The 13,979-nt window shown below is 70.3% G+C and carries 14 protein-coding genes; 7 read left to right on the top strand and 7 right to left on the bottom strand.

The genetic code is table 11. The features are described from left to right. Positions 1-165: 165 nt before the first annotated feature. The 3 genes from O1G22_RS16075 to O1G22_RS16085 all read right to left on the bottom strand — a co-directional run bounded on the left by O1G22_RS16075 (position 166) and on the right by O1G22_RS16085 (position 3,226). On the bottom strand, positions 166-1,401 hold the full coding sequence (locus O1G22_RS16075; protein ID WP_270081989.1) for an amidohydrolase: 1,236 nt from the start codon (positions 1,399-1,401) through the stop codon (positions 166-168). 488 nt (positions 1,402-1,889) lie between these two features. Beyond that, positions 1,890-2,786: a hypothetical protein gene (locus tag O1G22_RS16080; protein ID WP_270081990.1), complete on the bottom strand. Its 897-nt coding sequence runs from the start codon at positions 2,784-2,786 to the stop codon at positions 1,890-1,892. A gap of 35 nt (positions 2,787-2,821) precedes the next feature. Continuing rightward, the gene (locus tag O1G22_RS16085; RefSeq protein ID WP_270081991.1) at positions 2,822-3,226 is read right to left on the bottom strand and encodes an ATP-binding protein; all 405 of its coding nucleotides are present in this window, start codon (positions 3,224-3,226) and stop codon (positions 2,822-2,824) included. Positions 3,227-3,414: 188 nt separating this feature from the next. Here O1G22_RS16085 and O1G22_RS16090 point away from each other — a divergent pair, with 188 nt between their 5' ends. The 4 genes from O1G22_RS16090 to O1G22_RS16105 all read left to right on the top strand — a co-directional run bounded on the left by O1G22_RS16090 (position 3,415) and on the right by O1G22_RS16105 (position 5,464). Further along, positions 3,415-4,266 carry a helix-turn-helix domain-containing protein gene (locus O1G22_RS16090; RefSeq protein ID WP_270086436.1) on the top strand — a complete coding sequence of 284 codons (852 nt, stop codon included), beginning with the start codon at positions 3,415-3,417 and terminating at the stop codon, positions 4,264-4,266. An 8-nt stretch (positions 4,267-4,274) separates the two neighbouring features. After that, positions 4,275-4,478, top strand: coding sequence for a DUF397 domain-containing protein (locus O1G22_RS16095; RefSeq protein WP_270081992.1), 204 nt, complete (start codon positions 4,275-4,277; stop codon positions 4,476-4,478). A gap of 69 nt (positions 4,479-4,547) precedes the next feature. Beyond that, positions 4,548-4,901 (top strand): hypothetical protein, encoded by a 354-nt coding sequence (locus tag O1G22_RS16100; protein WP_270081993.1) that lies wholly within the window; start codon positions 4,548-4,550, stop codon positions 4,899-4,901. Positions 4,902-4,918: 17 nt separating this feature from the next. After that, complete coding sequence (locus O1G22_RS16105) at positions 4,919-5,464, top strand: GNAT family N-acetyltransferase (RefSeq protein ID WP_270081994.1); 546 nt, start codon at positions 4,919-4,921, stop codon at positions 5,462-5,464. Here O1G22_RS16105 and O1G22_RS16110 read toward each other — a convergent pair. From O1G22_RS16110 to O1G22_RS16125, 4 genes are read right to left on the bottom strand one after another with little or no spacing between them, the layout of a single operon-like run. Beyond that, a complete protein-coding gene (locus O1G22_RS16110) occupies positions 5,461-6,618 on the bottom strand; it encodes a hypothetical protein (protein ID WP_270081995.1) in 1,158 nt (385 codons plus the stop codon). The two genes, O1G22_RS16105 and O1G22_RS16110, sit on opposite strands and share 4 nt — an antisense overlap. A 44-nt stretch (positions 6,619-6,662) precedes the next feature. Next, positions 6,663-7,601 carry an N-acetylneuraminate synthase family protein gene (locus tag O1G22_RS16115; RefSeq protein ID WP_270081996.1) on the bottom strand — a complete coding sequence of 313 codons (939 nt, stop codon included), beginning with the start codon at positions 7,599-7,601 and terminating at the stop codon, positions 6,663-6,665. 13 nt (positions 7,602-7,614) lie between these two features. After that, a complete protein-coding gene (locus O1G22_RS16120; protein ID WP_270081997.1) occupies positions 7,615-8,853 on the bottom strand; it encodes an N-acylneuraminate cytidylyltransferase in 1,239 nt (412 codons plus the stop codon). A 17-nt stretch (positions 8,854-8,870) separates the two neighbouring features. Then, on the bottom strand, positions 8,871-10,181 hold the full coding sequence (locus O1G22_RS16125) for a DUF6716 putative glycosyltransferase (RefSeq protein ID WP_270081998.1): 1,311 nt from the start codon (positions 10,179-10,181) through the stop codon (positions 8,871-8,873). A 198-nt stretch (positions 10,182-10,379) separates the two neighbouring features. Between O1G22_RS16125 and O1G22_RS16130 the strand changes: the two genes are divergently transcribed. The 3 genes from O1G22_RS16130 (at position 10,380) to O1G22_RS16140 (ending at position 13,936) form a co-directional block, all read left to right on the top strand. Beyond that, positions 10,380-11,357, top strand: coding sequence for a glycosyltransferase family 2 protein (locus tag O1G22_RS16130; protein ID WP_270081999.1), 978 nt, complete (start codon positions 10,380-10,382; stop codon positions 11,355-11,357). Beyond that, positions 11,354-12,691 carry an alpha-2,8-polysialyltransferase family protein gene (locus O1G22_RS16135; protein ID WP_270082000.1) on the top strand — a complete coding sequence of 446 codons (1,338 nt, stop codon included), beginning with the start codon at positions 11,354-11,356 and terminating at the stop codon, positions 12,689-12,691. The genes O1G22_RS16130 and O1G22_RS16135 overlap by 4 nt, the downstream gene beginning before the upstream one ends. 96 nt (positions 12,692-12,787) lie before the next feature. Next, a complete protein-coding gene (locus O1G22_RS16140) occupies positions 12,788-13,936 on the top strand; it encodes an acyltransferase family protein (protein WP_270082001.1) in 1,149 nt (382 codons plus the stop codon). Positions 13,937-13,979: the final 43 nt, after the last annotated feature.

Consider the following 13,979-nt stretch of genomic DNA (forward strand, 5'->3'; position numbering starts at 1 on the left):
CTCTCGAAGCCGTTATCGATTCGAGGCAAACAGCACCTGAACTCGGGGTCTGACGCCTCTCACCAGGCTGTTGCGGCCGGGGTTCGAATGGCTTACAAGCGTGTTGCGCCGGTCAGGGGAATAGGTAAGAGAAGCCCCCGGAGGGGCTCCTCTCTTACTCCTGTCTCACCCTTGCATGCCGTTGGCGTCCAGGAAGGCGGCCGCGGTGAACATCTCCACGCCGACCGTGATCGCGTGCTCGTCGGCGTCGAAGTCGCCCTGGTGGAGATCGCGCACGGTTCGCTCACCGGGGCGGCGGACACCGAGCCGGGCCATGGCGCCGGGCACGTGCTCCAGGTACCAGGAGAAGTCCTCCCCGCCCAGGCTCTGCTCGGTGGACTCGACGGAGTCCCGTCCGCGCCGCGCGGACATGGCCCGGCGCAGCAGCTCGGTGGACTCCCGGTCGTTCACGACGGGCGGGACCCCACGGACGTAGGTGATCTCGGACTTGGCCCGGTGCAGGGTGGCGACCTCGTCGATGGCCGCGTGCACGATGTCGGGGGCCTGCCGCCAGGCCTCCAGGTCCAGGCAGCGCACGGTGCCGGACAGCTCGGCGTGCTGCGGGATGACGTTCGGCGCGTGGCCCGACGCGATCCGGCCCCAGGTCAGCACCAGCCCGGCCCGGGTGTCGATCCGGCGGCCGATCACCGCGGGCACGTCGACGGCGACACGGGCGGCGGCGGTGACGAGGTCGGTGGTCAGATGGGGCCGGGCGGTGTGTCCGCCGGGTCCGTCCAGCGCGACATCCAGCCGGTCGCACGCGCTGGTGATCGGCCCGTGCCGCAGCCCGACCCGCCCGGCGTCCACCCGGGGGTCGCAGTGCACGGCGAGGATCCGGCCGACGCCCGTCAGCACCCCGTCCTCGATGGCGTCCATGGCGCCGCCGGGCAGCACCTCCTCGGCGGCCTGGAAGATCAGCCGCACAGGCCGGGGCAGCAGGCCCTTGGTGTGCAGGTCGGCGAGGACGAGCCCGGTCCCGAGCACCACGGTCGTGTGCACGTCGTGCCCGCAGGCGTGCGCCCGGTCGGGCACCGTCGACCGATAGGGACAGTCGGTCTTGGTGTCCGGGATGGGCAGGGCGTCGATGTCCGCGCGCAGGGCGAGCACGGGCACGGCGGGCCGCTCACCCTCCGTGACGCCGATGTCGCACACGAGTCCGGTTCCCTTGGTGAGCACGCGGGGCCTGAGCCCTGCCTGCTCCAGCCGCTCCTTGATCGCGGCGGTCGTACGGAACTCCTGATTGCCCAGCTCAGGGTGCATGTGCAAGTCGCGACGGAAGGCGACGAGTTCGGCGTGCAGGGCTTCGCTCAGCACGCCGGGGAGCACATCCCCCGCGAGGCCGGCCTCGGACTCTAGGGACATCAATTGCTTCACCCTCTGAAGGGTAGGACGCCCGGGTGGTCAACTACCCCTCGATCAACAAAAGTTCAGCCCGTTAGGGGAAGAAAATCTGACCGGCGGACGCATGGGGGCGGACTCGGATGGGTAAAACCTCTTTTTCTCCTTCCACGGATACCATGCCCCACCACAGTCCTGCTCGACTTGTCCAGGAACCGGACCTCAGAGCACGTCCGGGACCAGCCCCTGGCCCGGCCCTCCCGACGGGGTCCGCACCCGTGACCGACGCGGCAGAGCCGTTCCTCCGGACGACCCGCACCTCGTACGGCACGATCGCCAAGGACTACGCGGCCCGGTAACCCGATCGGCGGCCGCCGACCTGGGCAGCGGCCCCGGTGGAGTGGCGTACGCCGGAGGAAGCGAGACTCCGGGCATTCGTACTGGCCCGGGGCCCGTAACCCGGACGGCCCCATCAGCCGGTCAAGCCGGCGGGCGGCCCGACGGTCACCTGCTCACTCGGCGCCGAACAGCTCCGACGCGTCCGTGGCGTGTACGGCTCGCTGGGCCCAGACCTCCAACTGGTCCAGATCCGTGCAGGACTCGACTCGCTCGCGCGTAGCGTCGGTCGCCGGGATGGAGCGCCATTCCAGGATGCGGAGGATCATCTGCCGACGGTCCTCGATGCGGCCCTGCTCTCGGCCTTCTTCACGTCCTTCTTCGCGTACTTGCTCGGCGAGGGGGTGTCGCCAGAAGTACTGGATCGCGGTCATCATGTCCCTCCACATCTGCTTCGCCTGGGGGTCGGCCAGGCATGAGTCGACGAACTGCACGAAGACTGCGGCGCTGTCGGGGTCGATGGTTCGCAGGGCGGCGGCCAGGGACTCCAGTATGGCCGGAGCCTGGGGGCCACGCCCGTGTGTCATGGCCGAGAGCACCGCGAGGGGGACGTCCCGCTCGGCCTGTTTCTCGTCCGCGATCACGGGCACGTTGTCCGGGCCGAGCACGAGAGGCCGTACGGTCAGCGACTCCCAGCCCGGGAAGCCGAGCCGGATGGGGCGCGAGGCCCACTTGGCCGTATGGCTGCTCTGGGTGATGACGATGAGGACGGGCTCGCAGCGGTACTTCTCGTACAGGTAGGACAGGTAGTAGGGCCAGCTGCCCCGCTTCCGGTCGTCCACCTTCCCCTGCGACTCCACGACCAGCAGGTACGTGCCCTCGTCCGTCTCCGCCCGCAGCAGGGTGTCCACGCGGCGCTCGATGGGTTCGATCTCCGTGAGGTCCACGTTCAGCGCGGCGAACTCGCGGGGCTCGGGAAACGGCACGTGCAGGACCTGTTGTAACGCCTTCGTCAGCAGCGTGGGATCCTTCTGGAAGATCTGGTGCAGTGCCTCGTGCGACGAGCTGACCATCACCTCTCCTTTCGTACGACGTCGTGATCAACGAGCTAGGCCGCCGCAAGTTCGCACCACACATACTTCCCCCGGTCCCCGAACCGGGCCGACGGCTGCCACCCCCAGAGGTCCGCGCACGCCTTCACCAGGCCCAGCCCCCGCCCGTCCTCCGCCTCCGCGACCTGCTCCAGCGGGCGCGGCGGGTCGGGCGGTACCGGGTCGGTGTCCCAGGCCCCGATCCACACCATGCCCTCCGGGGAATGGCGGACCCTCAGCGCCGCGGGCCCCTTGGTGTGCCGTACCGCGTTGGAGACCAGTTCCGTCGCCAGCAGTTCCGCCATGTCCACGAGTCCCGTCAGGCCGTGCATCGTGAGGATCAGGCGCAGGGTGCGGCGGGCGACGGTGACCGCTCTCGGGTCGTTGGGGATCTGGAGCGTGTAGTCCCAGGTTTCGGGCATGCGTCATCAACTCCGGTGGGGTGAAGGGATTTTTGAGCGCAGGGTGGCAACGCCGCATACGCGGTGCACTTCCGCTGCGTGTGCGGTACGTCACTGACGGTAGACTTAAGGAATTAGGATTGGCAAGCCGGTCGCGTACTCTGACGCTCGAACGAGTCGAGTTCACCGGCACGTTGAGGGGGCAGCCCATGGCACTGAGGTCCGAGCCGACGGCACGTCAGATGCGACTGGCAACTGAACTGCGCAGGCTTCGCGATGCAGCGGGCCTCTCGTCACGGGAGGCGGCGGAGCTGCTCGGGGTGAGCGCTCCGCAGATCAGCCAGATCGAGACCGGCCTCTCCGGTGTGAGCGAGAAGCGATTGCGCCGTCTCGCCTCCAACTACTCATGTACAGACCAGGAGTTGATCGACGCTCTGGTGGCCATGGCGAAGGACCGCACACGAGGCTGGTGGGAGGAGTACCGGGAGCTTCTGCCGACTCCTTTCCTCGACCTCGCCGAGTTGGAGCACCACGCGACGTACCGGCGTGACGTGGAGTTCCTGTTCATCCCGGGCCTGTTGCAGACGGAGGACTACACCCGGGCGGCGTTCTCCTCCAGGGTTCCCGACCTCCCTGAAGAGGAACTAGAGCTACGGGTACGGCACCGGATGCAACGCAAGGTCATCCTCGACAGGCCCGACCCCATGCCGTACGAGGCGGTCGTCCACGAGGCGGCACTTCGTATCAAGGTCAGAGACCGGGCGACGTCACGAGCCCAACTCGCGCACGTTCTGGAGCTGTCCGAGGCGGATCACATCACGGTGCGCGTGATCACCTTCGAGCTGGACGGTTTCGGCGGGGCCTGGACCCCGATGATGATCGCGGGAGGTGCCGTACCCAGGCTGGATACAGCAGCCCATGACACCCCTAACGGCAACCGCCTCATCGATTCCGAAGCTCGGCTGGAGGTCGTGCGATCACTTTTCCATAAAGTAGAGGCGGCGTCGCTCAGTCCCACCCGCTCACGGGACTTCATTCACAAACTCGCCAAGGAACTGTGAGGCACACCATGACCCCTCTCGACAACTGGCGCAAGTCGTCCTACTCCGGCGGCGGCGACGGCAGCAACTGCGTCGAAATCGCCACCGCCCCCACTCACACAGCGATCCGCGACTCCAAGAACCCCACCCTCGGCACCCTCACCTTCCCCGCCGAAGCCTTCGCCCCCTTCCTCCGCGCCCTGAAGGACCCAACACGTCCCACTGTTGGATGAAACCGGATGTGACGCCCCGTCGGATCGGCCACATTGGACGGGACGGGGACGACATCCGGGAGGGACAGCGTGGACAAGGAACAGCGCCGGAAGATGCTCATGGAGGTCCATGCCGAGCGGGACCGGCTGCTGCCGCTGCGCGCGGAGGCGACGCGGACCACGATCGAGATGGTGCGGAAGAACGCGGCGCACGTCTCGGATCCCGACCTCGTGCCGTATCTGAACCTGGCCTACATCCTGGGGGTCAAGCGCGGCCTCGGTGAGGACCAGCTGCTGGCCTTCGCGCTGTCGCTGGCGAACTGGACGGTCGCGATGATCGCCGACATCGCCAGGTTCACCGGCAGCACCGTGGAAGAGGTGGTCGACGTGTACGAGACGGAGATCTTGGCGGCGGCGCAGGACAACGACGAGGAACCCGCCTGAGGGGCAGCATGACGAGGATGGATCTGCGGAACGCCGCCTACATACCGCAACCGGCCGAGCGGCATGCCCCGGTGTCGGCCGTGGTGGCGGAGGCGACCCTGGCGGATGTGCCGGTACTCGCCGCCTTGCAGGCCCGCGCGCGCGGGGGTGCGGCTGCCGAGTGGGCGGACCGCATTCATCGGGCGTGCTCTCGCGAACACAGTCTCGTGGTCACGGCGAAGGTGGACGGTGAGACCGTCGGGTACGCGAACACGGAGTTCCTTCCCGAGCATCCCGTCGACCACGCCCCGGCCGGGTACTACCTGACCGGCGTCACCGTCGATCCCGCCTGGCGGCGCCGTGGCATCGGCGGGCTGCTGACCCGGCGGCGCATGGACTGGGTCCGGGAGCGGGACTCGGCGGTCTGGTGCTTCATCGCCGCCGACAATCGCCCCTCGCTCGACCTGCACCGGGAGTTCGGGTTCCGGCACGTGCGGACCGGTGCCTCGTTCCACGGCGCGGAGTTCGCCTGCGGTGAGGGCCGGCTGCTGCGGGCGGACCCGCCGCGCGGCCGGGAAACCTAGGCCAGCCCCACCGCCACCGCCTCCAGCCGGTGCACCCCCCGTGCCGTCCCCGTGACCCCTGACAGGAAGCCCTGCGCGCGGGGGGACGCGGTCTCCGTCAGCCACGTCGGGTCGATGTCGCAGACCGCCACCCGCACCCCCGTGCCCACGAGCGCCAGCGGGAGGGTGTGGACGACCGTCGACGGGAAGCTGAGGATCGTACGGCCGATGGGGCCGCGGCGGGCGATCAGTTCCAGGGGGAGGTCCGGGCGGACGATCTCCAGGCCGGTCTCCGCCGCCAGCCGGTGGAGTTTGTCCGTGCTCTCCCTGCGGTGCGCGAAGTAGCGCGTCGCGCCGTGGGTCTTGGACAGGGTGCGGACCGCTTCCAGGTAGTGGTCGCCGTCCACCACTCCCGTCTCCACCAGCGACGTACCCACCATGTCCGCGCCCTTGGTGATGCGCGGCGGGCCGAAGCGGCGGCGGGTCCAGGCGAAGTCGTTCGCGGTGACCGTCACGCCCTCCGGGGTCTCCGTCACCGGCATGGACGAGAAGACCTCCACCCGGCGGCTCGCGCTCGGCGTCAGCCGCCGCCGTGCCGAGGACGAGACCGGGGCGAACAGCACATCCCTTGCCCCCGGGCGGCCGCCCTTGCGGTGCCAGCGGACCAGGCGTTCGCCGCGCGCCAGCTGGGCCACGAACTCCATCGTCGCCGTCCCGTCGTCCACCACGACCAGCTCACGTGCCCTGGTGATCGTCAGCAGGAGCTGGACGTAACGCGAGAACGGGTCCCCCATCACGACCCGGTCGGCCCTTCTCAACGAGCCCGCCAGGCCGCCGATCGTCGCGAAGGGCGCCGTCGTGCCGCCCCGCGCCTCCTCCCAGCGCACCCGGTGTCCCTCGTCCCGGGCCAGGTCCGCCATGCGGCGCAGCTGGCCCCGGGTCATGGGGTCGGTCGGCGCCAGGACGACCACCGTGAGCTCCGCGTCGGCCGGCGGGGGGCCGCCCACGGCCACCGTCCGCCGTACCTGCGCGGGCACGGACGGCAGCGGGTCCGGGCTCGCACCGTGCAGTCCGTGCAGGTGCGCCCACTCCAGTACGTTCAGCAGCTGGACCGGGCTCTCCACGAAGGCGAGCGTGCGGGGAGGGTGGCCGGCCTGGCCGGCGCGGGGGCTCATCGGCGTACGACCGTCCCGTCGTAAGGGAATCAAGAGGCCAGTGCTCAGACCGTGACCGGCTCGCCGGCCGCCGCCGCGATCTCCGCCTCGGCCACCACACCGGCGACGCGGCGCAGCTTCTTCATCGGGGCGAGCTCGGAGTCGTAGACCTTCTTCACGCCGTCGCCCAGGGACGCCTCGATCACCCGGATGTCGCGGACCAGGCGCTCCAGGCCCTGCGGCTCCACCGACGCGGCCTGGTCGGAGCCCCACATCGCGCGGTCCAGGGTGATGTGACGCTCCACGAAGGTGGCGCCCAGGGCGACCGCTGCCAGCGTGGTCTGCAGGCCCGTCTCGTGGCCGGAGTAGCCGATCGGGACGTTCGGGTACTCCTTCTCCAGCGTGTTGATCACGCGGAGGTTCAGCTCGTCGGCCTTCGCCGGGTACGTCGAGGTGGCGTGGCACATCAGGATGTTGTCGGAGCCGAGGACCTCGACGGCGTGGCGGATCTGCTTCGGGGTCGACATGCCGGTCGACAGAATGACGGCCCGGCCCGTGGCGCGCAGGGCGCGCAGGAGCTCGTCGTCCGTCAGGGAGGCGCTCGCCACCTTGTGGGCGGGCACGTCGAACTTCTCCAGGAAGGCGACGGCCTCGGTGTCCCACGGGGAGGCGAACCAGGCGATCCCCTTCTCCTTGCAGTACTCGTCGATCTGGCGGTACTCGTCCTCGCCGAACTCCACGCGGTGGCGGTAGTCGATGTAGGTCATCCGGCCCCAGGGGGTGTCGCGCTCGATGTCCCACTGGTCGCGCGGGGTGCAGATCTCCGGGGTGCGCTTCTGGAACTTCACGGCGTCGCAGCCGGCCGCGGCGGCCACGTCGATCAGCTTGAAGGCGTTCTCCAGCTCACCGTTGTGGTTGATGCCGATCTCGCCGCAGATGTAGACGGGACGGCCGGGGCCGACCTCGCGCGAACCGAACGTACGCAGACGGGAGTTGGTGCTCATCAGGGGGATGTCCTTACTTGGGGAGGGAATCGAGAGAGGGGCCGAGGATCCAGCTGGCGATCTCTCGGATCGCGCCGTCACCGCCGGGGAGAGTGGTGACCGCGCGTGCGGCGCCGCGTACGACGTCGTGGGCGCTCGCGACCGCCACGGGCCAGCCGACGAGGGCGAAGCACGGGAGGTCGTTGACGTCGTTGCCGACGTAGAGCACGCGCTCCGGCGCGATGCCCTGCTCCTCGCACCACTGCTTCAGCGCGAGGTCCTTGCGGTCGATGCCGTGCAGCACCGGGAGCTTCAGCTTCCGGGCGCGGGCGGCGACCACCGGGTTCTGTTCCGTGGACAGGATCAGCATCTTCAGGCCGCTCTTGCGCAGGGCCGCGATGCCGAGTCCGTCGCCGCGGTGCACGGAGACGAACTCCCGTCCTTCGGAGTCGATCAGCACCCGGTCGTCGGTCTGGGTGCCGTCGAAGTCGAGTACGACCGCGTCGATGTCGTCGGCGGTCGGGAGCGAACCGGGGCGGTCCGCGTCGAACAAGGGGGCCAGGGCCCGCGCCCGCGCCAGGTCGTGCGGGTCGTCGATCTCCAGCACCCGGGCCGGGTCGGTGCGGACCAGCTCGGTGTGGCCGAAGAAGCGGTGCTGGTGCTTGCGGAAGCCGACCGCGTCCATCGCGTAGGCGGCGCCGGTCTCCAGCAGGTCCTGGGGGCGGTCCTGGCGGCGGGGGCGGTAGGACTTGTCGTGGTTGACGCCGAAGCCGCCGTCGGGCGCGCCGGGGGTGTCCTCGCCGCTGCGCCAGAGGAAGCCGTGGAAGGGGGCCACGGTGACCGCCGTGTCCGCGCCGTTCTCCACGACCGCGCCGGCCACTCCGTCGATGTCCTCGCGGGTGAGGAAGGGGCTGGTGCACTGCACGAGCAGGACTACATCGACCTGAGCGCCGTGCAGGGTCTCGTGGGCGTCCATGGCGTGCAGGACCGCGGCCTCGGAGGTCGCCGTGTCCCCGGCGATGGCGGCGGGCCGCAGCACGACCTCGGCGCCGGCCTGCCGGGCGGCGGCGGCGATGGCCTGGTCGTCGGTGGAGACGACGACGTCGGTCACCAGCCGGGTCGCCCGGCACTCGCGCACCGCGCGCGCCACCAGCGGGACCCCGCCGACGGGGGCCAGGTTCTTCGCGGGCACGCCCTTGGAGCCGCCGCGCGCGGGGATCACCGCGAGCACCCGGCGCAGTGCGACGCCTTGGGCCGCCGAGAGGTTGGACATGAGGTCTCCTTGGAAGGTCACAGCTCCCCCATCCGCCGGATCACCGGGGCCACGCGCTGCACGCCGTGGCGGTAGGCGCCGCGGGCGGCGCGGCGCACGATCTGGCGGACCGGTCCGGGTTCCTTGTCGGCGGCGGGCGCGCCGGGCAGCGGGGCGCCGTCGGGGCCGAGGTGGTGGCGGGCGAGGATGCCGGGCAGGTATCCGGGCGCCGTCTCGGGGGTGTAGTAGGGGTTCAGCGGGGGCAGTCCGCCGGGCCGCTGAAGCAGCTCGGCGATGCGCTCCCGGGCGGTGTCGAAGGCCGTGCCGTACGAGCCGTCGGCCGCAACACCCTGCCGGGACACCCACTCCTCGTCCGGCACCGGCCGGTGACCGGCGTCGAGCTGGTCCCAGGAGGCGAGGCAGCCGGAGCCGGTGAAGTGGTGGTTGCCGAGCACCTCGCGCACGCCCAGGTCGGTCAGGACGACCGTGGGGACACGGCGGTGCAGCGCCTCCAGGGCGGCCGTGGAGCTGACCGTGACCAGCAGGTCGGTGCGGTCGAGCACCTCGCCCATGTGGCCGTACACCAGGCGGAAGTTGGCAGGCACGTCCTTGCCCTGGACCAGCTTCTGGTACGGCAACTCCTCGATGTGGGTGGTGTGTTCACCCGGCTTGGAGCGCAGCTTCAGCAGCACCTCGCGCTCGGGGTGCTTACGGGCGTGCTCGATCAGGCGGTCGAGCAGGTACGTACGGTCCTTGCGGCTGTCCGGGACGGACGGCTGGGCCGCGAACACCACGGTGTACGGCTCGTGCTCACCGGTGTACGGCGCCCCGCCGAGGAAGGGCAGCGCGACCTCGGTGACCGCGGAGGCGTCCGCGCCCACGCCCTCGTACACGGCCCGGAACCGGTCCGCGTCGTGCCGGGAGTTGGCGAGGACGAGGTCGGCGCCGTGCCGCAGCAGCAGGCCGTCGGCGAGCTTCTCGTAGACGACGCCGACATAGCCGGTGACGACGACCGGGCGCCGGCCCGAGCCCCAGGCGTGGCGCAGCCCGTGCAGCATCGCCTGGACACCGCCGCCGACCAGCGCGAGGACGAGGAGGTCGTACGACTCCTCCCCCATGGTGCGCAGGAATTCGACGCCGGTGACCTCGCGCAGGGAGTCCGCCCGCACGCCGACCTCGCGCAGCTGGCGGGCCGTCGGGGTGGCGCGCCCCCGCAGGAGGTAGCCGTCGAGGCGGATCCCGGCGTCGGCGGGGGCGAGGCGCTGCGCGGTGAGGGCGCCCCATTTCCACCGGGTGTCGGAATCGGCGAGGACGGCGACCCGCAGGGGCTTCGTAGCACTGGCTGGCACGCCGAAGACGCTAGGAAGCGATTCCGTTGATCGGCCCAACCCGAATGCAACAAACGGTTAACAGCGCACCGCCGAATGGGGAATCGGGCCGTCAACGCGCCGGAAATAAGCCTGGTTCACAGCTTCGCCACGTGTCGTTCACCCGGTATCAAGAAAGGCGTCAAGACGAATGACGGGCTTCCCCCTAACGTCCCTGACGTGGTCAAGCTCTCCGTCATCGTGCCGTTCTACAACGTGCAGCAATACGCGCCCGACACGCTCAGGAGCCTGAGGGCGAACGCGCGTGAGGACTTCGAATTCATTCTCGTCGACGACTGCTCCCGCGACGGGACACCAGAGATTCTCGCGCGCGCGGAGCGCGAGCTGCCCGGGGCGGTCCACGTCCGGCACGAGAAGAACGGAGGGCTGGCGACCGCGCGCAACACCGGGATCGACCGGGCGCGCGGCGAGTACCTGACCTTCCTGGACGGCGACGACTGGCTCGCCCCTGGCTACTTCCACCAACTGGTCACCGCCATAGAGGAGTTGGGCTGCGACTTCATCCGCACCGACCATGTGCAGTGCACCGGGCGCTCGCGCCAGGTGCACCGGGTGCCGGTCGGCCGGCGGAACGTGGTGCTGGATCCGCGCGAGGCGATCCTGCCCGCCGACCGCTCGACCTCCGTGGACTACGCGTACGCGTGGGCCGGCGTCTACCACCGCCGGCTGGTGGACAAGGGGCTGCTGCACTTCACCGACGGGCTGCGCACCGCCGAGGACCGGCCGTGGATCTGGAAGCTGCACCGGCAGGCGGAATCCTTCGCCGCGGTCAGTCTGCTCGGTGTGTTCTACCGGCGCGGGGTCGCCTCGTCGCTCACCCAGATCGGCGACGTACGGCAGCTGGATTTCATTCGCGCGTTCGACCAGGTCGTCGCGGAAACCGCCGAGGATCCGCGGGCGGACGAACTGCTGCCGAAGGCCGTCCGTACGTATTGCGCCATCATTTCCCATCATCTGGGATCCATCGAAAGGTTCGAGCCCGCGGTGGCGAGAAAACTGAAATCCATGAGTGCCGCGGCGCTGCGGCGCATGCCGCAGGACGTGCTGGAGGAGGCGCTGGACTCCATGGACATCCAGCGCGCCTCCAAGCTGCGCCGGCTGCGCCGCCGTCCGGCCCCCGCGGGAGCCGCCGCGTGACCACCCAGATCTTCCAGGCGTCGACGCTGTACGGCACGGCCACGCTCGCCGCCGCCCTGGACTCCGGCTGTTTCCGCCCGGCCGACCGGCGGATCCTGCTGGTCTGCAACAACTCGACCACCCCGGAGACGACGCCCGGCCTGGACCAGGCACCCGGCTTCGAGCAGCTGCGCGACCGCTTCGACGAGGTGATCTCGTACAACGAGACCATCCACCCGTTCCACCCGGGCGGCTGGGCACCCCGCGTGGACGACATGCCGCTGTGGGAACGCTTCCTGCGCCACGAGTGGCAACTGGGCGACGAAGACGTGGAGCTGATCGTCGAGTCGATCCAGGTCAACCCCGCCCTGGCGCTCGGGCAGATCTTCAACGGCGCCCCGGTGACGGTCTACGCGGACGGCCTGATGAGCTACGGCCCCACCCGTAACAAGATCGACCCGCTGGTCGGCACGCGGGTGGACCGGGTGCTGCACCTGGACCTGGTGCCGGGCCTCACCCCGCTGCTGCTCACCGAGTTCGGGGTGCCCGGCGAGATCGTGCCGACGGCCGCCTTCACCAAGGTGCTCGCGGAACTCGCGCCCGTGGACGACGGGTTGCCCGAGATCGAGGAACCGGCGCTGCTGCTCGGCCAGTACCTGTCGGCGCTGGAGATCCTCACCGTCGAGCAGGAGGAGAACCTGCACGTACGGATGCTGAGGGGCGCGGCCGCGCTCGGTCACACCACGGTGGTGTTCAAGCCGCACCCGTCCGCACCGGCGAGCTTCACCCGCTCCCTGGAGCAGGAGGCGGAGAAGCTGAAGGTCGAGCTGACCGTGCTCGACACCCCGGTGCTGGCCGAGGTGCTGTACCAGCGGACGCGTCCCGCGCTGGTCGTCGGCTGCTTCTCCACCGCCCTGCTCACCGCCTCCGCGCTCTACGGCCTGCCCGTCGCCCGGGTCGGCACCGAGCTGCTGCTGGAGCAGCTCGCGCCGTACGAGAACAGCAACCGGATCCCGGTCACCATCGTCGACGCGCTGCTGCCCGAGCTGAGCGACCAGGCGGCCGTGCGGGAGCAGCGCCGGGGCATGGACGTCGAGGCGCTCGGCGCGCTGGTGCGCGCGGTGGGCTTCGCGATGCAGCCGAAGGTTCTGCCGGGGCTGCGCCCGGAGGCCGAGAGCTATCTGGCCCGGCACCAGAACCCGCGCACCCTGCGCTACTTCAAGCGCCGGCGGCTGACCTCGCTGGCGCTGCCGGGCGGAGTGCCCGCGCAGCTGGCGTTCATCCCGCGCAACGCCACGGTCCGCCGGGTGGCGCGCAAGGCCCGCAGCCTGCGCCGGGGCACCGCCCGCGGCTGACCGGGCTGCGGACAGGCAGGCCGTATGCGCGGCCGGGAGCCTTCGGCGGCAGAACCGTGAAGACCGAAGACCGTTCCAAGGAAGGACACGACCTCCATGGCAGCGTCACCCCCCGGCCTCGACCTCGCCGCCACCCCCGGTCCGCGCGGTCCGCTGATACCGCGGCAGGAGCCCGGCCCCGCCGCCAAGGGCGGCCAGAACCGGCTGCTCGCGCTGGACGGGCTGCGGCTCGTGGCCGCGCTGATGGTCTGCCTGTACCACTACGCCGGGCGCGGGGGCACCGTCTCCGCGTCCTGGCACGGCAGCCCGTCCCACCTCTTCCCGACCCTGTCCAAGGCCGCCGTCTACGGCAACTTCGGCGTCGAGCTCTTCTTCGTCATCAGCGGCTTCGTGATCTGCATGAGCAGCTGGGGCCGCACCCTGGGCGACTTCTTCCGCTCCCGGGTCGCGCGCCTGTACCCCGCGTACTGGGTGGCCCTGGTCCTGGTCACGGGGGCGTCCCTGGCCATGCCCTACGTGGTCCACGCGGTCCGGCTGGACGAGTTCCTGGTCAACCTGACGATGCTCCAGCAGCCGATGGGCGCGAAGCGGGTCCTCGGCGTGTGCTGGACCCTCTGGGTGGAGCTGCGTTTCTACGTGCTGTTCGCCCTGCTCGTCGTCCGGCGCGGGGTGACCTACCGCCGGGTGGTGCTGTTCGCCTGCGTCTGGACGCTGGCGGCCGTCCTGTGCCACAGCACGGACAACGCGCTGCTGCACCAGGTGATCATGCCGGAGTACGCCCCCTTCTTCATCGGCGGTCTGGCGCTGTACCTGATCCACCGCTTCGGCAGCGACCTGCTCTCCTGGGGCATCGTCGCGATGTCCTGGCTGCTCGCACAGCGGGAGGCCACCGTCGGCCTCTGGGGTCACCACCCGCACCGGGACCCGTACGTCGTCATCCTGATCGTCACCGTCGCCTTCGCGGCCGTCGCCGCCGTGGCCCTCGGCTGGACCCGCTGGGCCTCCTGGCGCTGGCTGGTCACGGCCGGCGCGCTGACGTACCCGTTCTACCTGGTCCACGAGCACCTGGGCTGGTTCGTCATCCGGGTGCTGCACCGGGGCCTGGGCCTCGCGCCCTGGCCGACGCTCGGACTGACCGTGCTGAGCATGCTGGGGCTGGCGTGGCTGATCCACCGGTTCGTGGAGAAGCCGTTCGGGCCTCGGCTGAAGCGAGCGCTCAAGCCGGTGCGGATGCCCGTCAGTTGATGTGGGTCGGCTGATGTGGGTCAGCCGACCCCGTACCGCGCCC

It is taken from the genome of Streptomyces camelliae, from assembly GCF_027625935.1.
Classification (GTDB): domain Bacteria; phylum Actinomycetota; class Actinomycetes; order Streptomycetales; family Streptomycetaceae; genus Streptomyces; species Streptomyces camelliae.